Genomic DNA, 22028 nt, shown 5'->3' with positions numbered 1-22028 from the left:
TGGAGCCGACGTGACCCAGCACCTCACCTTCCTGCTGCTCGGCCTCGGCAACGGCGCCGTTTTCGCGGCCCTTGCCGTTGCCCTGGTGCTCACTTACCGCAGTTCAGGCGTGGTCAACTTCGCGACCGGCGGCATCGCCCTGGTCACGGCCTACACCTACGCGATGCTGCGGCAGGGCGAGCTGCTCAGCCCGATTCCCGGAACACCGAAGACGATCCACCTCGGCGCCCCCTGGGACTTCTGGCCCGCCCTGATCGCCTCCGTTCTCGTGGCCGCCGCGCTCGGCCTCGTCCTCCACCTGCTCATCTTCCGGCCGCTGCGCAATGCGCCCCCTGTGGGCAAGGCGGTCGCCGCACTGGGCGTCTCGCTGTTCCTGACGGCGCTGATGGCCGCCCGCATGGGTACCGAGGCCGTCACGGTCGAGGCGGTCTTCCCGACCGGTGTCTGGCAAACGGGCTCGGTGTCGGTGCCGAGGGATCGCGTCTACCTCGCCGCGGCCATCGTCGCCGTCGCCGTCCTGGTCGCCGCGGTCTTTCGCCACACCCGTCTGGGCCGCGCCACGAAAGCCGTCGCGGAGAGCGAGAAGGGCGCGTACGTCAGCGGCGTATCCCCGGACCGGGTGTCGGCCTACAACTGGATGATCAGTTCCGCCGTCGCCGGTCTCGGCGGCATCCTGATCGCGCCGATCGTTCCGCTGACCCCCGTGGCCTACACGATGTTCCTCGCGCCGGCGCTCGCCGCGGCCATCGCCGGGGGATTCACGAGCATTCTCGTGGCCGTCGCCACCGGCCTGGGCATCGGCATGCTCCAGTCGGAGGCCCAGTTCCTGCCGAGCCTGCACGCATGGCTGCCGAGCGCGGGCCTGCCCGAACTCGTGCCGCTCGTCCTGATCCTCGTGGTGCTGGTCGTCCGGGCCGCACCTCTGCCCGGACGGGGCGCCGTCATCACGGCGAACCTCGGCCGGGCGCCGCGCCCGCAAGGACTCCTGTTGCCGACAGTCCTTTCGGCGGCTTGCGGGGTCGCCGGCCTCGTCGTCCTGAGCGGTGATCTGCGAGGCGGCCTGATCGCCACGTTCATCTACGGGATCATCGCCCTTTCCAGCGTGGTCGTGACGGGATACGCCGGGCAGGTCTCGCTCGCGCAGCTCCCTCTCGCGGGCGTGGCCGCCTTCCTTCTGGGCCCGATCACGGTCGGCTGGGGGCTGCCCTTTCCCCTCGCTCCGGTGGTGGCGGCCCTCTGCGCGACCGTCGTGGGCGTGATCATCGGCCTGCCGGCGCTGCGGCTGCGGGGCCTCACAGCCGCGGTGGTCACCTTCGCCCTCGCCGGGGCGCTGGAGGCCGTCTGGTTCCGCAACCTGGACATCGTCGGGGAAGGCGTCGCGGTCAAGGCTCCGTCCCTGCTCGGCCTCGACCTTTCGGCGGGCGGCGGCGCGGACTTCCCTCGGTTCACCTTCGGCCTGGTCTGCCTCATCGTGCTCCTCCTGGTCGGTCTCGGCGTGGCCCGCCTGCGCACCAGCGGCCTCGGCTCGCAGATGCTCGCGGTGCGGGCGAACGAGCGCTCGGCCGCCGCGGCCGGGGTGGACGTCGTCCGGATCAAGATCATCGCCTTCGGTCTCGGCGCCTTCATCGCCGGTCTCGGCGGCTCGCTGCTCGCCTACAAGCTCGGCACGGTCACCTACACCCCCTTTGCGGCGATCACCGGCCTCGCCTTCTTCGGCACCGCCTATCTCGCCGGGATCACCTCGGTGTCCGGAGGCGTGTTCGCCGGGGTGCTGGCCACCGAGGGCCTGATGTACGTCGTGCTGAACCAGGTCTTCACTTCCGGGCACTGGTACGAGGCCATCGGCGCGGTCCTGCTCGTCCTCACCGTGATCATGAATCCTGAGGGGATCATCAGCCAGCTGCAGGGCGCCATCGAGCGGTGGCGGGCCCGGCGCGCCGTTCCTCCTGATGAGCCCACGAGCCCAGACGTACCAGTCGATCCGGGTGGTGCCGTACCGACGGTCATCGGTGCGCCGCTGCTCGTCATCGACGGCCTCACCGTCCGGTACGGCGGCGTGACCGCGGTGGACGGGGTGAGCCTTGAGGTCCACGCGGGTGAGATCGCCGCCCTCATCGGCCCGAACGGCGCGGGCAAGACCACCGCGATCGACGCGGTGAGCGGGTTCGCCGCGGCCGAGGGCTCCGTCCGGCTCGACGGGCGCGAGCTCGGCGGACTGAAGCCCCACCAACGAGTCCGTGCCGGTCTCGGCCGGACGTTCCAGGCGATCGAACTCTACGACGATCTGAGCGTCGCCGAGAACGTCACCGTCGGGCTCACCGCACAGGGCCGCGCGACCGCGGGCGGAGATCCGGTCCGGGAGGTCCTCGCCCTGCTAGGCCTGACCGGCTTCGCGGAGCGCCCGGCGGGGTCGCTGTCCCAGGGGCAGCGACAGCTCGTCTCGATCGCCCGCGCCGTGATCGGCCGGCCGCGGATGCTCCTGCTCGACGAGCCCGCAGCCGGGCTCGACAGCACCGAGAGCCTCTGGCTGGGCGAACGGCTCCGGGCGATCCGCGACAGCGGCATCACCATCCTGCTGGTCGAGCACGACATGGGACTGGTCCTCGGCCTGTGCGACCGCGTCCACGTCCTGAACTTCGGCGGGCTCATCGCCTCTGGCAGCCCGGAGGAGATCCGGGCGGACCCCGCGGTCTCCTCGGCCTACCTCGGTTCCTTCCACTCCGGAGCAGTCGCATGAACGACGTCACCGCCACCGCGCAGTCGCGGCCGGGCACCGGGATCCGCACGCCGGTGCTCGCAGCGATGGGACTCGGCGCGGGCCATGGTCCCGTTCGGGTGATCCGCTCGCTGGATCTGGAGGTGCATCGGGGGACCGTCCTCGGGGTGCTCGGGCCGAACGGCGCGGGCAAGACGACCCTGCTGATGACGCTCGCGGGCCTGCTGCCCCGCCAAGGGGGCTCCGTGCGGCTCGCGGGCACCGAGCTGCCGACCGGGCGGCCCGCGGTGGTCAACCGCGCCGGACTAGTGCTGGTACCGGACGACCGCGCGCTGTTCACCGGCCTCACCGTCCGGCAGAACATCGAGATAGCCCGGCGCCGGGACGCGGCCCTGACGTTCGACGACGTCTTGGACCTCTTCCCGGCCCTGGCCCGGTGCGCGGACCGGGCTGTCGGCTCGCTGTCCGGCGGTGAGCAGCAGATGCTCGCCATGGCCCGTGGGCTCGTGCAGGATCCCAAAGCCCTGCTGATCGACGAGATGAGCATGGGCCTGGCGCCCGTGATCGTCGAAGGGCTGCTCCCGATCGTCCGGCGCATCGCCGACGAGACCGGCGTGGCCGTGGTCCTCGTCGAGCAGCATGTCCGGCTCGCCCTCGAGGTAGCCGATGAGGCTCTCGTCCTCGTCCGCGGAGCCGTCGCGCTCCGCGGTACGGCCCGCGACCTCGCGGCCGCCCCCTCCGCTCTCGAAGCCGCCTATCTCGGGGATGGCGGCGCGGGCAGCGGGCACGAACCGCCGGGCAGCCCTGCCCCGGCGCAACGACAAGAAGACGGGACCGTCTGATGAGAACCACCCCCCGAGCAGGACGCGTGGCCGTGGCCGCCGCCGCGCTGCTGGCCCTGGCCCTGACCGCCGCGTGCGGTGCGGACGCCGGCACCGCCGACGGCACGGCCGACACCCCCGCCGCACCGTTCGACTTCGGCGCCCCCAACGCGGCGACGGGCGCCCCGATCAAGATCGGCTACGTCAACGAGGGCCAGAGCGCCGCCCTCGATACCACCAACGAGGAACGGTCGGCCAAGGCCGTCTCGGACTACGCCAACGCCTACCTGGGCGGCCTGGCGGGGCACCGGATCGAGCTGGTGCCCTGCCAGATCAAGGGCACGCCCTCGGGTGCCCAGGCCTGCGGCAGCAAGTTCGTGCGCGACGGCGTCGTGGCGGTCGTCGGCAGCTCGCCCGGCCAACCCTCCCCGGTGATCCAGCAGCTGGGCACGGCCGGGATCCCGTTCGCGGCCAACCTGCTGGCGGAACAGCAGGCTCTGCGGGCCGAGAACGTCTTCATCTTCGGTAACCCGCTGTCGGTGTTCGGTACTCCCGCCCAGCACGCGAAGCAGCAGGGGTACAAGCGGGCCGCGATCGTGGTCATCGACGTCCCCGGCAGCGCCGCGCCCGCCAAGCAGATCGCGCCCATGATCTTCGGCAACGCCGGGGTGCAGCTCGACGTGGTGCTGGTCCCGCCGGGCACAGCCGACATGACCCCGCAGGTCCAGACCGCGCGGACCAAGAACCCGCAGCAGTGGTTCGTCCTGGGCGACCCGACCTTCTGCTCCACGGCCGCCAAGGCGTTCCAGACCCTCGCGGTCCCCGACGCGCTGCTGTTCGACTCGCGATGCCTCGGCCAGAACGCCGCGAGCGCGCTGCCGGGCATCGAGAAACTGAAGTTCGTCTCGACCTACAGCACCGACCCGGCGGACGCCGACTACGCCCTGATGCAGGGGATCTTCGCCGAGTACGGCGGCGTGGAGACCGACGGCAGCTCCCTCACCGCCTTCCAGGCGATGCTGAGCCTCGTCCGGGCCGTAAATGCCGCGGAACCGACCGAGGTGACACCGGCCTCGGTGGCCGCGGCCCTGAAGTCGGCCCCGGCCGTGGACTACCCGCTGGGCCATGGCATCAAGATCCGGTGCGACAGCCCGCTGGCCGCGATCTCGCCGAACATCTGCTCCACCGGGGGACTGCTCGCCGACGCGGACGCGGACGCCTCGCTCAAGAACTTCCAGGCGATCGACGCCGGACCGCTTTACGCGGCCCCGGCCGCTCCCGCCGAGGACTGATGTGGCGTCCCGCGCGGAGGTCGAGGAGGCCTTCGCGCGGGTCGCGGCCGAACTGGGCGGTCTAGACGCCCTTGTCCACGTCGCGGGCGTGGAGACCCGCGCACCGGCCGAGCAGATCACCGACGCGCAGTGGGATCCGGTTCTCGACGTCAGCCTGCGCGGCGCCTACCCACGCCCGGATCGAGGCGCCCTGCCCACACGAGGAGAGTCCGCGACATGACGTACTCGTCGAGGCGTTCGGCGCCCACGGGCCGGAGATCGTCCTGGAGGAGCAGATGAAGATCGTTCGTTATGCGGTCGGCGGTGTCCCACGCTGGGGGCTCCTGGAGGACGACGACCGTATCCGGCCGATCCGGGGCGCGATCGGTGAGTGGGCGCCGGACTTCGTCGCGTCGGGCTTCCGGAATCTTCCGACCGGGGCCGGGACGGTCGCCCTGCGCGGGGTCCGCCTGCTCGCGCCCATCGAGCCGACCGCGAAGATCCTTGGCGTCGGGGCGAACTACTGGTCCCACCTTGAGCGGCTCGGCCGCACCGAGCGGCCCACCCACCTGGCGTCCTACCTCAAGCCGGTCACCGCGGTGATCGGCCCGGACGACGTCATCCGCAACCCGGCGATCACGCGCGAGCTCGACTACGAGGTGGAGCTCACCGCGGTCATCGGAAGCCCGGTCTCGCCGCTCACCAACGACCCCGTGCCCGCGCTGCTCGGCTACACGGTCGGCAACGACGTGAGCGCGCGCGAGTTCCGCAAGGGCGACAAGGGGCCGGACCTGCTGAGCATGAAGGCCAACGACCGGTCCACGCCGTTCGGCCCGTGGATCGTCACGGCCGACGAGTTCCCGCCGGCCGAGAAGCTCGATCTGCGGATCGTCTGCAGGGTGAACGGAGAGGTCCGCCAAGAGGACACGACGCGCCGGATGCTGTGGGGGGTGCCGGAGATCCTCGGCTTCTTCCGTCCCCGGATCTCGCTCGTCCCCGGCGATGTGGTCCTCACCGGGACGACCTGCGGGGTCGGCTTGGAGGACGGCCGATTTTTGCGGGCGGGAGACCTCGTGGAGACGGAGATCGAGGGCATCGGTGTGCTGCGCAACACCGTCGGCGAGCACGGCGTGCTGGGCTGAACCGGAGGGTGCCCGGCCCGCCGGGCACCCTCGGGAGGGACATCCGGCGGGCTCGTGCCCTCTCAGCGCGGCTTGGTGAGCAGCAGGCAGCCGCCGTGCGGGCCGCCGCCCGCCGCGGCCAGGGCGACCTCTGCGCCATCGACCTGCCGGGCCCCGGCCTCACCCCGGATCTGGAGGCACGCCTCGTAGAGGTGCCCCCACCCGTGCAGGCGGCCTGCTGAGAGCTGGCCGCCGCTGGTGTTCAGCGGCAGCGCGCCGCCCAGGGTGATGTTCCGGCCTCCTTCGACGAACGCCGGCGCCTCGCCCTCGGCGCAGAAGCCCAGGGCCTCCAGCCACACCAGGGTGAGGAAGGTGAACCCGTCGTAGAGCTGGGCGGTGTCGACGTCGGACGGTTTCAGGTCCGTCCGGCTCCACAGGTGCCGGGCGGCGTCCTGCGCCGCCATCTGGGTGGGACGGCGCCACTGGTCCCACTCGGTCCTGGCCGAGACGGCCGAGCCGACGGCCTCGATCGCGACGGCCTGCGGCGCGTCGCCGGCTGTCTCGGCGGCGGAGACGACCAGGGCGACCGATCCGTCGGCGGGGACGTCGCAGTCGTAGAGGCAGAACGGGTCGGTGATCATCCGCGCGCCCAGGTAGTCGTCGATCGTCAGCGGCGCGGTGTAGATCGCGGCGGGGTTGCCGGCGGCGAACCGCCGCGCGTTCACCGCGAGCCAGCCGACCTGTTCGCGGCGGGAACCGGTCTCGTGCAGATAGCGCTGGTAGTTCAGGGCGAGCCAGTTCGCGGCCGAGACCGCGCCGAAGGGCCGGTGCCACTGGAGAAAGCCGGTGACGCCGCCCTGGTCGGCGCCGTTGGTGAGGACCCGTTTGCCGGTGCCCTGCGCGGTGGCCTCCTCGGTGGTGCGGTAGACGAGGACATGCCGGGCCATGCCGGTGGAGACGGCCATCGCCGCGGCCATCACCGGGGTGAACTGGCTCGGCCCCTCCTGGCAGGCGAGGTGCCAGGACAGCTCCAGATCGAGGGCGGACTTCACCCGCCAGGGACTTGGACCGTTGAAGCCGGGGGCGGCGGGGTACTCGCCGGGCCACGCGACGAGGCCGTCGATATCGGCCATGGTCAGGCCGGCGTCGGAGACGGCGGCCCGCGCCGCCTGGACGGTCAGGTCGAGTCCGGAGCGGCCGAGGCGGCGGCCGATGTCGGAGCGGCCGATCCCGGTGATGGCGGTGTCGTACTCGAACTTCGTCACGCTGCGGCTCCGGTGTTCACGTCGGTGTCCGGCTCGAAGAGGGGGAGGAAGACCTCGCCGTGCCGCTCGAACACAACACGGACGCGCTGCCCGATGCGCACGTCCTCCGGATCGCAGTTGATCAGGCGCGTCATGAGCTGGAGTCCTTCCTGCTCGTCCAGCTCCACGATCGCGACGACGTAGGGCGGCTCGATCGCGGGGAGGAACGGCTGGTGGTTGACGGTGTAGCTGAAGACGGTGCCCCGGCCGCTGACCGGCGTCGGCACCGGGGTGTACTCGCCCTTCGGCCCGCTGTCCGGACGCGGCGGATGGATCCAGCGGCCCGTGCCGGGACACCGCTGGACGCGCAAATGCCCGTCCGCACCGGACGTCCAGAAGAAGCCGGTCTCCGGGGTGATTCGGGGGAGGGGGAGTTCCCCGGCCGCGCGGGTCATGCCGTCTCCTATCGGTCGGTCTCTCATGTTCTATACAGTAAAGACTAATTCTGTCATATTTGGCACATTGTAGGTGGGTCTGTTGCGAGCTCTCGTCATCCCCGGGCATGGCGCCGCCCAGGTCCCGACCACGTGGGACGAGCCGGACGAAAGGAGGGAGCGGTGCTGATCGACGTGCGTACCGCGGGCTTCTCGGACTGGCCCGCGAGTTCGACATCGCGGTGCCCTCGACGCGCTACCCGCTCGATCGGGCCGACGACGCCTGGCGGGCACAGGTCGCGGGCCCGCAACGCCAAGGTTCTCGTCGAGGTGGCCGAGGAGCGCTGACAAGGACGCCGGCCCTGGTTCGGCGCAGAGGAGCACCGGACCGCTTGGCGAGCGGCCGCCCTGCCGTGGTCGCAACGACCCACCACCCCCCACTGTTCGGAGGTCAGAAATGAAGCTGATGGAAGGTAGAGCCGGGCTCGTCACCGGAGCAGCCGCGGGTATCGGACGGGCGATCGCGCTCTTGTTCGCCGCCGAAGGCGCCAAGGTCGTCGTGTCGGACATCAATGAGGCCGGCGGCACTGAGACCGTCGATCTGATCACCGCGGCGGGCGGCACAGCGTCGTTCCTGCGCGCCGACGCCTCCGTCGAAGAGGACGCGCGGACGCTCGTCGCCGCCGTCGTGGACCGTTATGGGGCGCTGGATTGGGCGGTCAACAACGCCGGACTGACGGCGCCGGTAGCCCCGGTCACCGAGCAGCAGGGCGAATGGTGGACCAAGGTCCTGTCGGTCGACCTCGTCGGCGTGATGTTCGGTCTGAAGCACCAGATCACTCAGATGCAGGCCCAGGGTCGCGGCGGGGCGATCGTGAACATCGCATCCACCGCCGGGATGACGGGTCAATTCGGGATGTCGCCGTACGTGTCCGCCAAGTGGGGTGTCATCGGGCTGACCAAGACCGCCGCGTTGGAGAACGCCCGCACCGGCATCCGTGTCAACGCCGTCGCTCCAGGTATTACCCGTACCCCCGGCATCGACGCTTGGGCCAGCGAGGTGCCCGACCAGGCCGCCGCCGTGCTGGACCACATACCCGTAGGCCGCGCCGCCGAACCCGACGAGCAGGCCCAGGCCGCCTTGTGGCTGGCCAGCGACAAGGCCTCCTACATCACTGGGATCGCCCTGCCCGTCGACGGCGGCCACACCATCGGCGGCTGACCAACACAGCGCTGCCGTACCACCCGACCGTGCAGGCCGACGGGCATGTGCGCCATCTCGAGCCCACACAGGGTCCCCGGCAAGCGGCCTTGCGCCGCTGACGTCCGACGGGTGGTGCGGCGCGCTGAAGGATCAGAGATCACGCGGTCGGCCCGCGACAGCTCCTCGCCGCCAAGGCGGTAATCGGATAGGGCTGTCCAATTCTGTCGCTATGCTGAATCGGAAAGCCCTTTCCGTTTCTGGGGCCGCGGGGCGGCCCCGCTTCCCGAAGGAGTGCACTATGCCCACGATCGCCATCGTCGGCGCGGGTCCCGGTATGGGCCTGGCCATCGCCCGGACGTTCGGAGCCCAGGGCTTCGATGTCGCGCTCGTCGCGCGCAACAAGGAGAAGCTGGACGGCCTGGTCGCCCGGTTGGGCGCGGAGGGCGTCACGGCGGCGGCGTTCACCGCGGACGTGCTGGACCGGGCGTCGCTCACCGCCGCGCTCGCCGCGGCCGCGGACCGGTTCGGCGGGATCGACGTGCTGGAGTACTCGCCGGCCCCGCAGGTGTCGGACCCGGCCCTGGCCCCGGTGCCTCCGACGGCCGCGTCGCCGGAGAACCTCCAGTCCCAGATCGAGTACTACCTGTACGGCGGGGTGGCCGCAGCCCAGGCGGTGCTGCCCGCGATGCGGGAGGCGGGTGCGGGGACCCTGCTGTTCACCACCGGCGGCGGTTCGGTGAACCCGATCCCGATGCTGGGCAACGTCAACGCGGCGGCGGCCGCCCTGCGCAACTGGGTCCTGAACCTGCACAACGAACTCACCGGCTCGGGCATCTACGCCGCCCACGTCGCGATCGGCGTCTGGATCGGCGAAGGCGGCCCTGCGGGCTTCCCCTCGGCCTCCGCCGAGGAGATCGCCCCTCTGTACTGGGACCTCTACGCCAAGCGCGACCAGGCCGAGACGGTCTTCCTCGGCTGAACGCCGTCCCTGACCCGGCGGTCGGAGCACCTTGCTCCGGCCGCCGGTTCTTTTTGGGCGTGGTCTTCCTCACCCCGATGCCCTCTGCGCTCCGGTCGTGCTGACTGTCTGGTTGAATACTGACCTGTCGGTCAAATTCTGTCCGTTGGGTAAGAGGGGTCCGAAATGCAGCGTCCCACCAGAGCGCAACTGAACGAGGGGATCGTCTCCACGGCCGCCCGGCTCTTCGCCCGGCAGGGATACGAGGCGACGAAGCTCCAGCAGATCGCCGAAGAGATGGGCTACTCCAAGGCGGCGCTCCTCTACCACTTCAAGTCCAAGGAATCCCTGCTCGTCGCCGCCATGGAACCCCCGGCCCTGGCGGCGGAGGAACTACTGGAGGACCTGGAGGGGCTGTCGGCCGGACCCGAGCGCGACATCACGGTGATCACCCGCCTCCTCGACCTGGCGCTGGAGCACCGGGAGCGGCTGATCCTCTTCCTGAGCCTGGCCGGCTCGCTCGGCGGGGCCCCCGAAGCCGAGCGGTTCGCCGAGAGCGCCGACCGCGTTCAGGCGCTCCTCGTCCCGCCCGGCGCACCGTTCGAGCGCCGTGTCCAGGCCGCGCAGATGGAGGGCGGGATGCTCGCGGCGGTGCTGAAGTTCACCGACGTCGACATCGCTGAGCTGCGCGAGCCCCTGCTGCGGGGCGCCCTGCGCTGCATGGGGCTGGCGTGCGCACCCGAATCCGGCGCCTGAGGCGCCCGAACCACCCGTCGCAGACCGAGGAGATTTTCCGTGGCCACACTGCTGTACCGACTCGGAAGGGCATCCTTCCGCCACCGCACGCGCGTGCTCGCGCTGTGGCTGGCGATGCTCGCGCTCGGCGGTGTCGCCGCCGGGCTCCTGCACGGACAGACCTCGGAGCGGTTCACGATCCCCGCCTCCGAGTCCCAGACCGCGCTCGACCACCTGGGCGAACGCTTCCCCGGCGCCCACCTGGACGGCGGTACGGCCAACGCCGTCTTCGCCGCGCCCGAAGGCCGGAAGATCACCCACCCGGACGTCAGAGCGGCGGTCGAGAGCACGCTCCAGGCCGTCCGCGCCCACGACGACCGGGTCGTGTCCGTGAGCGACCCCTATGGGGCCAAGACGCTGTCGGCGGGCCGGACCCACGCGATGGCGCAGATCGGCTACTCGGTCGCGGCCCAGGACGTCGGCGAAACGGGCCGGGAAGCGCTCCAGGAGGCTGCCGCGCAAGCACGCCAGGCCGGCCTCGAGGTGGAGTTCAGCGGGCCGGTCTACCAGGAGAACCCCGGTGTCGGGCCGATGGAGGCCATCGGAGTGCTGGTCGCCTTCGTCGTCCTGTTCATCACGCTCGGCTCCATGGTCGCGGCCGGACTGCCGATCCTCACCGCGCTCATCGGGGTCATGGTCGGCCTGTGCGGCATCCTCGCCGCCACCGGCTTCACCGAACTCAGCTCGGCCACGCCCGTCCTGGCGCTCATGCTGGGGCTCGCGGTCGGCATCGACTACGCGCTCTTCATCGTCTCCCGCTATCGGCAGGAACTCGCTGCGGGACACCCGCACGATGAGGCGGCGAGCCGGGCCGTGGGCACCGCCGGGGGAGCCGTGGTGTTCGCGGGCCTGACCGTCGTCATCGCACTCGTCGGCCTCGTCGTCATCGGAATCCCGTTCCTCACCGCGATGGGCCTCGCCGCGGCCGGGACCGTCACGATCTCCGTCCTGATCGCGTTGACCCTGCTCCCTGCGATGCTGGGATTCGCCGGCGCCCGAATCGGGCCCGCGGCGGCGCGGCACCGGGTGACGCGAGGGCAGCGCTGGGGACGGTTCGTCACAGGACGCCCGGCCCTCGTCCTCTCGGCGGGGCTGCTGGCGGTCGGCGCCATGGCGGTCCCGGCCCTGTCGCTCCAGCTGAACATGCCGGATGACGGCGTCGCCGCCACCGACACCACCCAGCGCGCGGCCTACGACATGATCGAGGAGCGCTTCGGTCCGGGGGCCAACGGCCCGCTGCTCGTCGAGGTGGACACCGGCAAGGGCGGTGCAGGCGTCGCCGCCACGGAGGCGACCCGGATCATCAGCGCGTTCGACGGTGTGGCCGCGGTCGCGCCGCCGACCGTCAACGCCGCCGGGGACACCGCCATCATCGTCGTCATGCCCAAGACCGGCCCGACCGACGAGACGACCAAGGAGCTCGTCACCGCCATCCGGGGCACGGCCGACGACTTCCGCCAGAGCCAGGACGCCGAACTGCGGGTGACGGGACAGGTCGCCGTCAACATCGACCTCTCCGAGGCCGTCGCCGACGCTCTGCCGACCTACCTGCTGGTGGTCGTCGGCCTCGCCATCGTTCTGCTCACCGTGGTCTTCCGCTCCGTGCTGGTCCCGCTGAAGGCCGCGCTGGGCTTCCTGCTGTCGGTGGCGGCCTCCTTCGGAGCCGTGGTCGCGGTGTTCCAATGGGGCTGGCTCGCGGACGTCTTCGGTGTGCACGAGGCCGCCCCGGTCCCCAGCCTCCTGCCGATCATCCTGATCGGTGTGCTCTTCGGCCTCGCCATGGACTACGAGGTCTTCCTCGTCTCCCGCATCCACGAGGCCCACACCCACGGCAGTACCCCGCGTGAGGCCATCGAGGAGGGCATCGGGCACAGCGCAAGGGTCATCACCGCCGCCGCCCTCATCATGTTCGCCGTCTTCGCCGGTTTCGTCATGCTCGACAACCCCATGATCAAGGCGATGGCCTTCGGTCTCGCCGTTGGCGTCCTCGTCGACGCGTTCATCGTCAGGATGGCCCTCATCCCCGCCGCGATGGCCCTGCTCGGCAAAGCCGCCTGGTGGATCCCCCGCGCCCTGGACAGACGCCTCCCGCACCTCGACATCGAAGGCACCGACCTGGAGTCCGCCCTCGCGCCCCCGCTCCCGGACAAGGAACCGGCCGGAACCGTGTGATCGACCGGCGGAGGCGAGACCCACGTCGACCGCGGAGCTCCGGAGGAGGTCCGCGGCCACCACCAAAGGTCGAGTTCCACGCTGCCGCAGACAACAGGACGTTGTCTGCGGCAGGACCCTCCGCTCAGGAGCTCTTGCGGACCGTGGCGGGAACGCCGGGCTAGGCCGTCCGGGGCCGGGCGAGTTCGGCGCGGATCTGCGGGAGCACCTTCGTGCCGAGCAGTTCGATGCCGCGCAGGACATCGCGCTGGGGCATGCCGCCGACGTCCATCTGGAGGATCTGGCGAGTGTGGCTGAGCAGGCCGTGGAGGTGGAGGATGCGGTCGGCGATCTCGTCGGGGCCGCCGGCGAAGACCATGCCGCCGGGGCCGAGGGCCGCGGAGCGGTCGGCCCGGCGCGGGGCCGGGCGGCCCAGTTCGGCCATGCCGTCGGCCATCATGCGGTGCTCGTACTCCAGGTAGGTGGAGCGGGCCTGGGCGCCGGTGTCGGCGACGAAGCCGTGCACGGCGACCGCGATGTCGGCTTGCTCGGCGGGGTGGCCGGCCTGGGTCCAGGCTTTGCGGTAGGCGTGCCCGTACTGGGCCCAGTGCTCGGGTGTGCCGCCGAGGATGCCCAGGAACATCGGGAGCCCGAGTTCGACGGCGCGGTAGACCGAGCCGGGGCTGCCGCCGGTACCGAGCCAGATCTTCAGCGGCTGCTCGGGCCGCGGGAAGATCGTGGCGTTCTGGAGGGGGCGTGTGCGGTGGGGGCCGTGCCAGGTGACGTTCTCGCTCGCGTTGACTGCCATGAGCAGCTCCAGCTTGGAGGCGAAGAGCATGTCGTAGTCGTTCTCGTCGTGGTCGAACAGCGGGAACGTGATGGTGGACGATCCGCGTCCGGCGACGAGTTCGATGCGTCCGGGGGCGAGGGCGGCGGCGGTGGCGAGTTGCTGGAAGACGCGGATGGGGTCGTCGGTCGGCAGGACGGTGACCGCGGTACTGAGCTTGATCCGGCTGGTGGCGGCTGCTGCGGCGTTGATGAGGGAGGTGGGCGAGGACAGCGGCATGGTCCGCATGTGGTGCTCGCCCACGCCGAAGTAGTCCAGCCCGACCTCGTCGGCGAGTTTGATGGCCTCCAGCACGTCGCGGATGGCCTGGGCGGTGGGGCCGCGGCTTCCGTCGGCCTGGCGCGGGGTGTTGCCGAAGGAGTAGACGCCGAGTTCGAAGGTCATGACAGGGTTCCTGGGCCTAGTTGCTGATGGCGGGCATGGAGCGGCTGTAGCGGGGGTCGGTGAGCTGGCCGATGAGGAAGGCGGCGATGTCGGCGCGGCTCATGGCGGAGCCGATCTTGTCGTGGCCGAGGTATCCGGCGCGGATGCGGCCGGTGCCGGGCTTGTCGGTGGGGTTGGTGATGCGGGCGATGGTGTAGTCGAGGCCGGAGCCGGTGATCGCCTCGGTCATTCGGCCCAAGTCGGTGAGGGCGTTGGGGAAGGCCAGGCGGGCCATGACCGGCAGGACGGTGTGCTTCCAGTGCCTGGCATCGCGCGGGTCCGCGAGGGAGGGGGTGGCGAGGCCGATGATCCGCCGGACTCCGGCGGCCTTCATCGCATCGACGATGGTGCGGGTACCGGCGGCGAGCGGCCCGGCCGGGGTGGAGCGCTTCAGCGACGGGCCGAGCGCGCTGACGACGGCGTCGCTGCCGGTGACGGCGCGGCCGACGGCGTCGGTGTCGGACAGCTGACCGGTGATCACGGTCAAGTGGGGGTCGGTGCGGTGCACTTTGGAGGGGTCGCGGGCGAAGGCGACGACATGGTGGCCGTGAGCCAGGAGCTGGTCGACGACCAGGCGGCCGATCTTGCCGGTGGCTCCGAAGACGGTGACGCGCATCAGGGACTCCTAGAAGGGGTGTGCTTTGGGGGCGACGACCCAGGGCAGGGGCACGCCGTGGCGTGCCCCTGCCCTGGGTTTCCTAGAGAGAGTGGGGACCGAAGCGTCCCCAGGCGACGAACGCCGCGGCGACGAGCAGAACGGCGTTGAAGACGATCGCCTGCGGCTCCTTGCGGCGGACGTGAGTGATGATCGCTCCGACCATCACGACCACCAGACCCGAGGCCGCGAGCGGGGTGAGGATCGGGACTATGCCGGTCGCGGCCGGGAGGACCAGGCCGAGCGCCGCGGCGAACTCGACCACGCCGATGAGCCGCACGATCGGGGTGGAGAAGTCCTCGACCCACGGGAGTGAGCCGACGAGCTTCTCGCGGGGCTGGGTGGACTTCATCACGCCGGCCATACCGAACATGGCGGCCAGGATGCCCTGCACTATCCACAGGGTCACGTTCATCGGGGGCTCCTTACAGGAAGGGGGAGAGTGTCAGGAGCAGGTGACGGCGAGCTTGCCGAGGGCTCCGGCGCCGAACGCGGCGAACGCCTCGTGCGCCTGCTCCAGCGGCCAAGCCGCGGTGACCGGCACGCGCAGCGCGCCGGAGGCCGCCAGGTCGGCCAGCATCGTCAGGGTCCGGGCATTGGGGTCGGCCATCACCGAATGCGCGGTGATGTTCTGGCCCGCGACGGCGTCGGGGCCGAAGCCGAGGGTGGAGGCGATCTGGCCGCCCGCCCGCAGCAGACCGGCGAGCTGGGCACCGTCACCGGCCAGGTGCAGCACCGCGTCAACGCCCTCGGGGGCGAGCCTGCTCACCTCTGACTCCAGATCGCGGGTGTAGTCGACGATCTCGGCCTTCGGTGCCAGGCCGGTGACGAAGCCGGCCTCATCGCCAGGGCGGGCGGTCGCGATCACCCGCGCGCCGCGAGCCGCGGCCAGCTGGACCGCGAGCGCGCCGACCCCGCCGGTCGCCCCCGAGACGAGCACCGTCTGGCCCTCACCCAGGCCGACCGCATCGACGCTGCCCAGGGCCGCTGCCCCGGCCAGGCCGAGCGCACCCGCCTCCTGCACCGACAGGCCCTGCGGGATACGGGCGATGCCGTAGGCGGCGGGCACGGTCACGTACTGGGCGAGCGACCCGACCTCCAGGACCGGCTTCATCACCACACCGAACACCCGGTCGCCGACGCTGAAGCCCTTGACGCCCTCGCCGAGCCCGGTGATCGTCCCGGCGAAGTCCTTGCCGAGCACCAGCGGGTACCGGTGCTCCATCGCCCCCTGCAGATACCCGGCGGCGGTCGCGGCGTCGAAGCCGTTCACCGACGCCGACGCCACCGCCACCAGCACCTCCCCCGCCGCCGGACGCGGCGCGTCCACCTCGCGGACCTGCGGGGACGCCGGAACCGACTCCACAGCCAGAGCACGCATGAGATCTCCCAACATCAATCGGAAAGGGCTTTCCGTTTCCTTCGCCGACTGTAACACCTCAACTGGAAAGCTTCTTCCATTTGCGGACTATGATGGGCTGCATGAGCAGCGCCGATGACAACACCCCAGGTCACAGCCTCTGCCCGGGCGGGTCTTCGCTGCGCGTGGACGCGGAACGCAACCGTGAGAGGATCCTCGCGGCAGCCCGTACGACGTTCGCCGCCGACGGGATCGACGTGCCCATGTCTGCGGTCGCCCGCGCCGCCGGGGTGGGCATCGCCACCCTCTTCCGGCGCTTCCCCACCCGCGCGGACCTCCTGGACGCGGTCTTCGCCGACACCATGCGCGCCTACGTCGACGCGGTCGAGACCGCCCTGGCCGACCCCGACCCGTGGCACGGCTTCGCCGGCTACGTACAAGCGGTGTGCGCCATGCAGGCCGCCGACCGGGGGTTCGCCGACGTCCTCACCATGACCTTCCCCGCCGCCGCTCACCTGGAAGAACTACGCGCCCGCGCCTACGACGACTTCCGCAAGCTCATCGACCGCGCCAAGGCCACCGGCCGCCTGCGCCCCGACTTCGCCTCACAAGACCTCGTCATCCTGCTCATGGCCAACGCCGGCGTCATCGCCGCCACCGCCCAAGCCGCTCCCGAGAGCTCCCCTCGCCTCGTCGGCTACATGATCCAAGCCTTTACCGCTCCCCAGCCCGACACCCTCCCGCCTCCACCCGACCCGGACGCCCTCGCCCACGCCATGCTCGGCCTCAACTGCACCCGAACCACCTGAACCACCACTGCCTCCGGAGCGGCCCGGGCCCGCATCGACTCCGTGAACTACGACGCGGCTCCACCCCGAAAGACCCGGCCTCCCGCTCGCGGGCCGCAGCGTGCGCGGCATCAACAGTGATCTAGGCGCAGGGAGATGAAGTGCGATCGGAGCGGTGCCCGGGTCGGAAGGGGCCAGACCCGCCACGACATGGACAGCGGAGCGCCGAGTGCTGCGGCCGAGGGGCTCTCGTCAAGCGTTGGCCGCAGGGGTTGGTGCGGTGGGTGCCTTGATGGGGTCGGGTTGTCTTCCGCTGCGGTTTTGCGGCGGAGGGTCGGGAGGAAGAGGGCGATGGCGGTGGCGATCAGGCCGACGGCGAGGCCGACCCGGGCGCCGTCTTCGGACATGACGGCGTGGCCGGCGGTGAGGGTGATGGTCATCTGGGCGATGACGACGCCGATGACGGCGGCGCCGATGGAGGTGCCGAGGGAGCGCATGAGGGAGTTGAGGCTGTTGGCGGCGGAGGTCTCGCTGCGGGGGACGGCGCTCATGATGAGGGCGGGCATGGCGCCGTAGGCGATGCCGACGCCGGCCCTGATGATCATCTGGCCGTCGACGCCGACAACCCGCCCCTGCGCATCCTGTTCGGCTCCCAGCCCGTCGGCATCGTCACGCACCTCACGCCCAGCGCCTGAAGACCTGGTCCGACTGGGAACACGTCTCCCACGCCGCCCAGGGCTGAGCGCTGCAGCCCCGGCCGTCCTCGCGAAATGCCTCTGCGAGGCCTCGTTGCCAAAGCCGACGGCCGCCTCGGCCTCGACACCCCAGACTGCATCATCGCCGTGCTCGACGCGACTTCGCCAACCAGGGCTGATGCGTTCTCGTGAGTTGGGACGGCGGGGCGGCTGAGCTGGTGTGGGGAGGGTCCCCGGTGAGTGAACGACGAACGCGACCTCCGATGATCTTTGGTGCCTAAGCCAGTCGATCATGAACAGGGGCCGCGTCCGCGTGCCATCTTCCCCGATCGACGTACTCGTTCGCCACCGCGAGGACGTCGTGCTGCCCTGCCCACCCGAAGAGCTCCCCGACCTGCCCGCACTCGCTGACCTGCTGGACGCTCTGCCCGACCCGCGTGACCGTCGAGGACGCCGTTACCGGCTGGGACCGCTGCTGACGTTGTGCCTGCTCGCGGTGCTCGGCGGGGCGACCTCACTCGCGCGCATCACCCGGTTCATCGCGGGCTGCGACCCCGCCCTGCTCACAGCACTCGGACTGCGCCAGGGCGCGGATCTGCCGGCGGCCAGCACACTCGGCCGGCTACTGGCCCGCCTGGACGGCGACGCCCTGGACGAGGCGGCGGGCGGCTACCTCGCCCGGCTGACCGCCGAACACCCCGGCGACCTTCCGCCGGTCGCCATCGCGGTCGATGGCAAGACCCTGCGCGGCAGCCGCACCGACGGCACGGCCGTTCATCTGCTCGCCGCGGCCCTGCACCACGACCAGCTCGTCATCGCTCAACGCCAGGTCGAGGCCAAAAGCAACCAGATCCCGGCGTTCGCCCCGTTGCTCGCCCCGCTCGATCTGGCCGGGAAAGTCATCACCGCTGACGCTCTGCACACGTGCGCCACGAGGCGCCCTGTTATATCCCCGGTTCAGCCGGGAGGAATTGGAGGAATATTCCTGGGATCGATGACTTACCCGGACCCGCGAGGGCGAGGGGACCAGAGCATGTCATTGAGCCTTTTTCATCACAGGGTGAGGGCGGCTTCGCGGTTTTGTAGGACGCTGATGGCTTTGGCGAGGTGGCCGGCGCGGTGGGGGCAGCAGCGGAGTTTGGTGAGGATCTTCCATGACTTGAGCTGTGCGTTCGCGCGTTCGCCTGGGCCGCGGAGCTTGGCGTGGGAGCGGTTGGCCTGCTTCTGCGGGGCGGGCTTGTCCTTGCCCTTGTACGGGACGAGAATCGCCGGGTCGGCGCCTATGTAGCCTTTGTCGGCCAGGACCAGCAGCCCGCAGGTGGTCAGGGCGCGGATGATGCCCCAGTTGCGGGCGGCTGTCAGGTCGTGGATCGAGCCGGGCACAGCACCTGACACCCACACGATCTGCCCATCCGGACCGGCGATGACCTGGAGATTCATGCCGTGTTTCTTGTGTTTGCCGGAGTAGAAGAGCCGGTCGGCGCGCAGCCGGTCGATCGGGATCAGGGTGCCGTCCAGGATCAGATGCCCGAGCCCGTCCTTCTTCGCCCGGGCGAGCGCCTTGTCGAGCTTGGGCGAGCGGGCCGACAGCCTGCCACGACCTCGTTCACGTACCTCCACGCGGTCGTCGTCCCGACCCCGAAACCCGCTCCGAGCTGCTGATACGTCTCACCCTTCTTCAAATACGCGACCGCCATCAGCGCCTGCTGCCCGGGATTCAGCGCCCGGCCCTTGCTCCTCAGCTTCACCCGCTCCCGCCGGACGAGCCCGGCCAGGTAGTTCAGGGTCGAGCGCGACAAAGGCAGCGAAGCACGATAGAACAGCACGTGAAACCTCTGGTTGCGGGGGGCGGAGGTCAGAGACCACCTCTCCTACCAGGGGTTTCTTCACGTCCGCAGCCAGTCACACCACCCGCGATCATGTCGTGATCAGCAGCCCGGACAAGACTGCTGGAAAAGGCTCATTGGATGCGCTGCCCAGAATGCAGGGCTATCGGCTGGAGAGAGACGGCGTACTGCGCTTGTGATCAGGCAAGGCGAAGCACCTACGGGTGCACCGAACCCATTGCTGACCCGCCCTGTCCCTGGATCGGTACGGGTTTCAGGCCTTTGCCACCCGGCTCCCTTCATGCGTAGCGGGACTTTGCCAGGCGATGGTGGGAGAGCGTGCGATAGGACGCGCGATGATCCATGCGTGGAGACGTACGGTCGCTGGACCGGCTGCCGCACGGATCTGAGAGGGTCTTTTGAGAGGGATTGTCGGTGATGCGGTTGGCCGTGTCGGTGAGGGTTGTGTAGCGGCTTGTTGACCCTGGGTGGTGTCTGGGTTGCTGTGGGTGCATGGATGTGGAGGGTGGCCGTAAGGCGTATCGCAGTGATCTGTCCGATGAGCGGTGGGCGTTGGTCGAGCCGTTCATCTCGGCGTGGAAGGCGCGGCATCGGTCGGTTTCGGGGCATTCGGGGCGGTATCCGATGCGGGAGATCGTGAATGCGATCCTGTATCAGGAGCGGACGGGGGTGCAGTGAGCCTTTTTCATCCTGGGTGCGGGTGGGCTGATCACAGCATGGCCGCGGGTTCCCGGAACGGCCTCAAACGATAAGAAGCCCCTGGTAGATGGGTTGATCACCACAACCAACACCCGTCTCGACCAGGAGCTTCGGTGCTGTTCTATCGTGCTGCCGTCGATTTGTCGCGTTCAACGCTGAACTACGTCGCGGGGCTGATCCGTCGGCATCGCAGGGCGATCGGTTCGGCCTGGCGGCTGCTGAATCCAGGCCGGCAGGCGCTGCTGGTGCTGGTCCACCTGCGCAAGGGAGAAACGTTCGCGCAGTTGGGGGCTGGTTTCGAGGTGTCGATCTCGACGGCTTGGCGGTATGTCGAGGAGGTCGTCGCGCTGCTGTCGTCCCGGTCGCCGAAGCTGACACAGGTGCTGCGCCGGGCCGTGCGGGACGGGCTGCACCTGCTGGTCATGGACGGGACACTCATCCGCACCGACCGCGTCGCCGCAGACCGCCCGTACTACTCGGCCAAGCACCGCCACCACGGCGTGAACATCCAGGTCATCGCAGGCCCTGACGGGGAGATCCTGTGGACCTCGGGCGCGCTGCCCGGCCGGACGCACGACCTGACGGCCGCACGGATCTGGGGCATCCTGCGCGAGCTCCACAAGACCGGAATCACTGTCCTTGCCGACAAGGGCTACCAGGGCGCCGAGACCCGCGTGGTGATCACGCCCTACAAGGGCCGCGGCAAACCCGCCTCCCAGAAGCAGGCCAACCGCTCCCACGCCCGCCTGCGCGCACCCGGCGAACGGGCGAACGCCCAGCTCAAGTCATGGAAACTACTCCACCGACTCCGGTGCAGCCCCTCCAAAGCCGGCCACCTCGTCAAAGCCATCGCCGTCCTCGCCAACCGCGAAGCACGATGAAAAAGGCTCAGTGGGAGTACCTGCCGCATGATCTGCCGCCGATGTCGGCGGTGTACTACTACTTCGCGGCGTGGCGGGATGACGGGCTGACGCAGACGATCCATGACCTGCTGCGCTGCCGGGTGCGGGAGAAGGCCGGCCGGGGCGAGGACCCGTCGGGGGTGGCGATGGACTCCCAGACGGTTCACGCCGCGGCAGGGGTCCCCTCGGAGACGACCGGGCTGGATCCGGGCAAGAAGTCCCGGGGCCGCAAGCGCGCCATCGCGACCGACACGCTCGGCCTCATCATCGCGGTGGTCGTGACGGCGGCGAGCGTGCACGACAACGCCGTCGGGATCGAGCTGCTGGACCAGGTCGCGATCGACAACCCGTCCGTGGAGGCGGCGTGGGTGGATGCGGGGTTCAAGAGGCAGGTCGCCGACCACGGCGAGATGCTGGGCATCACCGTGGAGACGGTGCAGCGTGAGCCCGGCACCACGGGGTTCGCTCCGATCCCGAGACGGTGGGTGGTCGAGCAGACGTTCGGCACGCTGATGCTGCATCGCCGGCTGGTCCGCGACTACGAGAAGACCACCGCCAGCAGCCGGGCCCACGTCTACTGGGCCGAGACCGACCGGCTCACCCGCCGCCTGACCGGCACCACCAGCCGCTGGCGCGACCACGACGCTCCGGCCCTTCCCTCCGTCATGGCCGCGTGAGCGACCACCCGCCCCCGCTGCCCGAGCCGCTGCTGAAGCACCTGACCGGCCTGCTCGATGACGCCCAAGCCGAGGTCGACCGGCTCACCGCCGAACTCGAAGCCGCCCACCAGCAGCTCACCCGCCTCGACGTCACCCGCCAGACCCTCCTCGACCTGCTGCCCGCCACCCCGACCGAACCCGACCCGCCGCAACTCCCGCCCGCCTACCAGGACCTCCTCGCCGTTCTGGCCCGACACCCCGACGGCCTGCACGCCCGCGAAGCCTGCCTCGCCCTCGGCCTGCCCCACACCCACAAAAACACCGTCGAAGGCACCCGAGCCAAACTCAAACGCCTCGTCAGCCGAGACCTCGCCAACGAACCCAAACCCGGACTCTTCACCCTCAAAACACCCAAGGCCTAACGGAAAACCCTCTAAG

Annotated in this window: 22 protein-coding genes and 2 pseudogenes; 16 read left to right on the top strand and 8 right to left on the bottom strand. The window is 70.3% G+C overall.

Going from position 1 to position 22028, the window contains the following annotated elements:
* Positions 1–10 precede the first annotated feature (10 nt).
* From EDD29_RS27765 to EDD29_RS27745, 5 genes are read left to right on the top strand one after another with little or no spacing between them, the layout of a single operon-like run.
* Complete coding sequence (locus EDD29_RS27765; RefSeq protein ID WP_123667208.1) at positions 11–2737, top strand: branched-chain amino acid ABC transporter permease/ATP-binding protein; 2727 nt, start codon at positions 11–13, stop codon at positions 2735–2737.
* On the top strand, positions 2734–3558 hold the full coding sequence (locus EDD29_RS27760; protein WP_123667207.1) for an ABC transporter ATP-binding protein: 825 nt from the start codon (positions 2734–2736) through the stop codon (positions 3556–3558). Before EDD29_RS27765 ends, EDD29_RS27760 begins: the two co-directional genes overlap by 4 nt.
* Positions 3558–4829, top strand: coding sequence for an ABC transporter substrate-binding protein (locus EDD29_RS46495; RefSeq protein WP_123667206.1), 1272 nt, complete (start codon positions 3558–3560; stop codon positions 4827–4829). Before EDD29_RS27760 ends, EDD29_RS46495 begins: the two co-directional genes overlap by 1 nt.
* A gap of 1 nt (position 4830) precedes the next feature.
* Positions 4831–5049: an SDR family oxidoreductase gene (locus EDD29_RS46490; RefSeq protein ID WP_211359946.1), complete on the top strand. Its 219-nt coding sequence runs from the start codon at positions 4831–4833 to the stop codon at positions 5047–5049.
* 55 nt (positions 5050–5104) lie between these two features.
* Entirely contained in the window at positions 5105–5950 is an 846-nt protein-coding gene (locus EDD29_RS27745; protein ID WP_123667204.1) for a fumarylacetoacetate hydrolase family protein, read from the top strand.
* A gap of 62 nt (positions 5951–6012) precedes the next feature.
* Here EDD29_RS27745 and EDD29_RS27740 read toward each other — a convergent pair whose 3' ends face one another.
* Together EDD29_RS27740 and EDD29_RS46485 are read right to left on the bottom strand one after the other, a co-directional pair.
* Positions 6013–7194 carry a thiolase family protein gene (locus tag EDD29_RS27740; protein ID WP_211359945.1) on the bottom strand — a complete coding sequence of 394 codons (1182 nt, stop codon included), beginning with the start codon at positions 7192–7194 and terminating at the stop codon, positions 6013–6015.
* Positions 7191–7655 carry a Zn-ribbon domain-containing OB-fold protein gene (locus EDD29_RS46485; RefSeq protein WP_211359944.1) on the bottom strand — a complete coding sequence of 155 codons (465 nt, stop codon included), beginning with the start codon at positions 7653–7655 and terminating at the stop codon, positions 7191–7193. Before EDD29_RS46485 ends, EDD29_RS27740 begins: the two co-directional genes overlap by 4 nt.
* A gap of 135 nt (positions 7656–7790) precedes the next feature.
* On the opposite strand from EDD29_RS46485, the gene EDD29_RS45780 reads away from it, so the two are divergent.
* The 5 genes from EDD29_RS45780 (at position 7791) to EDD29_RS27720 (ending at position 12736) form a co-directional block, all read left to right on the top strand.
* Positions 7791–7955, top strand: coding sequence for a hypothetical protein (locus EDD29_RS45780; RefSeq protein ID WP_170201611.1), 165 nt, complete (start codon positions 7791–7793; stop codon positions 7953–7955).
* A gap of 109 nt (positions 7956–8064) precedes the next feature.
* A complete protein-coding gene (locus EDD29_RS27735; protein WP_211359943.1) occupies positions 8065–8829 on the top strand; it encodes an SDR family NAD(P)-dependent oxidoreductase in 765 nt (254 codons plus the stop codon).
* 280 nt (positions 8830–9109) lie between these two features.
* A complete protein-coding gene (locus tag EDD29_RS27730; RefSeq protein WP_123667202.1) occupies positions 9110–9790 on the top strand; it encodes an SDR family NAD(P)-dependent oxidoreductase in 681 nt (226 codons plus the stop codon).
* A 165-nt stretch (positions 9791–9955) separates the two neighbouring features.
* A complete protein-coding gene (locus EDD29_RS27725; RefSeq protein ID WP_123667201.1) occupies positions 9956–10525 on the top strand; it encodes a TetR/AcrR family transcriptional regulator in 570 nt (189 codons plus the stop codon).
* Between the two features lie 39 nt (positions 10526–10564).
* On the top strand, positions 10565–12736 hold the full coding sequence (locus tag EDD29_RS27720; RefSeq protein ID WP_123667200.1) for an MMPL family transporter: 2172 nt from the start codon (positions 10565–10567) through the stop codon (positions 12734–12736).
* Between the two features lie 160 nt (positions 12737–12896).
* Here the strand turns inward: EDD29_RS27720 and EDD29_RS27715 are convergent, their stop codons facing one another.
* From EDD29_RS27715 to EDD29_RS27700, 4 genes are all read right to left on the bottom strand, one after another.
* Positions 12897–13946, bottom strand: coding sequence for an LLM class flavin-dependent oxidoreductase (locus EDD29_RS27715; RefSeq protein WP_123667199.1), 1050 nt, complete (start codon positions 13944–13946; stop codon positions 12897–12899).
* A gap of 16 nt (positions 13947–13962) precedes the next feature.
* Positions 13963–14601, bottom strand: coding sequence for an NAD(P)-dependent oxidoreductase (locus EDD29_RS27710; protein ID WP_123667198.1), 639 nt, complete (start codon positions 14599–14601; stop codon positions 13963–13965).
* 82 nt (positions 14602–14683) lie between these two features.
* Positions 14684–15055, bottom strand: coding sequence for a DoxX family protein (locus EDD29_RS27705; protein ID WP_123667197.1), 372 nt, complete (start codon positions 15053–15055; stop codon positions 14684–14686).
* Between the two features lie 30 nt (positions 15056–15085).
* Positions 15086–16021 carry an NADP-dependent oxidoreductase gene (locus EDD29_RS27700; RefSeq protein ID WP_211359942.1) on the bottom strand — a complete coding sequence of 312 codons (936 nt, stop codon included), beginning with the start codon at positions 16019–16021 and terminating at the stop codon, positions 15086–15088.
* Between the two features lie 101 nt (positions 16022–16122).
* On the opposite strand from EDD29_RS27700, the gene EDD29_RS27695 reads away from it, so the two are divergent.
* Positions 16123–16809 carry a TetR/AcrR family transcriptional regulator gene (locus EDD29_RS27695; protein ID WP_246053060.1) on the top strand — a complete coding sequence of 229 codons (687 nt, stop codon included), beginning with the start codon at positions 16123–16125 and terminating at the stop codon, positions 16807–16809.
* Between the two features lie 110 nt (positions 16810–16919).
* Here the strand turns inward: EDD29_RS27695 and EDD29_RS48025 are convergent, their stop codons facing one another.
* On the bottom strand, positions 16920–17465 hold the full coding sequence (locus EDD29_RS48025; RefSeq protein WP_342774445.1) for an MFS transporter: 546 nt from the start codon (positions 17463–17465) through the stop codon (positions 16920–16922).
* A 310-nt stretch (positions 17466–17775) separates the two neighbouring features.
* Between EDD29_RS48025 and EDD29_RS48240 the strand changes: the two are divergent.
* Positions 17776–18351: pseudogene (locus EDD29_RS48240) on the top strand (transposase family protein); the annotation flags it as partial.
* Positions 18352–18536: 185 nt separating this feature from the next.
* Here EDD29_RS48240 and EDD29_RS27680 read toward each other — a convergent pair.
* Positions 18537–19309, bottom strand: a pseudogene (locus EDD29_RS27680) (transposase family protein).
* Between the two features lie 513 nt (positions 19310–19822).
* Between EDD29_RS27680 and EDD29_RS27675 the strand changes: the two are divergent.
* The 4 genes from EDD29_RS27675 to EDD29_RS27660 all read left to right on the top strand — a co-directional run bounded on the left by EDD29_RS27675 (position 19823) and on the right by EDD29_RS27660 (position 22012).
* Complete coding sequence (locus EDD29_RS27675) at positions 19823–20008, top strand: transposase (protein WP_211359941.1); 186 nt, start codon at positions 19823–19825, stop codon at positions 20006–20008.
* A 134-nt stretch (positions 20009–20142) separates the two neighbouring features.
* Positions 20143–20910 carry a transposase family protein gene (locus EDD29_RS27670; protein WP_123662701.1) on the top strand — a complete coding sequence of 256 codons (768 nt, stop codon included), beginning with the start codon at positions 20143–20145 and terminating at the stop codon, positions 20908–20910.
* Positions 20907–21608 carry an IS5 family transposase gene (locus EDD29_RS27665; protein ID WP_170201610.1) on the top strand — a complete coding sequence of 234 codons (702 nt, stop codon included), beginning with the start codon at positions 20907–20909 and terminating at the stop codon, positions 21606–21608. Before EDD29_RS27670 ends, EDD29_RS27665 begins: the two co-directional genes overlap by 4 nt.
* Positions 21605–22012, top strand: a complete 408-nt coding sequence (locus tag EDD29_RS27660) for a hypothetical protein (RefSeq protein WP_123667192.1) — start codon at positions 21605–21607, stop codon at positions 22010–22012. The genes EDD29_RS27665 and EDD29_RS27660 overlap by 4 nt, the downstream gene beginning before the upstream one ends.
* Positions 22013–22028 lie beyond the last annotated feature (16 nt).

Source organism: Actinocorallia herbida (genome assembly GCF_003751225.1).
Taxonomy (GTDB): domain Bacteria; phylum Actinomycetota; class Actinomycetes; order Streptosporangiales; family Streptosporangiaceae; genus Actinocorallia; species Actinocorallia herbida.
The sequence above is the reverse complement of the archived record's forward strand: the minus strand, read 5'-3'. Positions and strand labels throughout refer to the sequence as shown.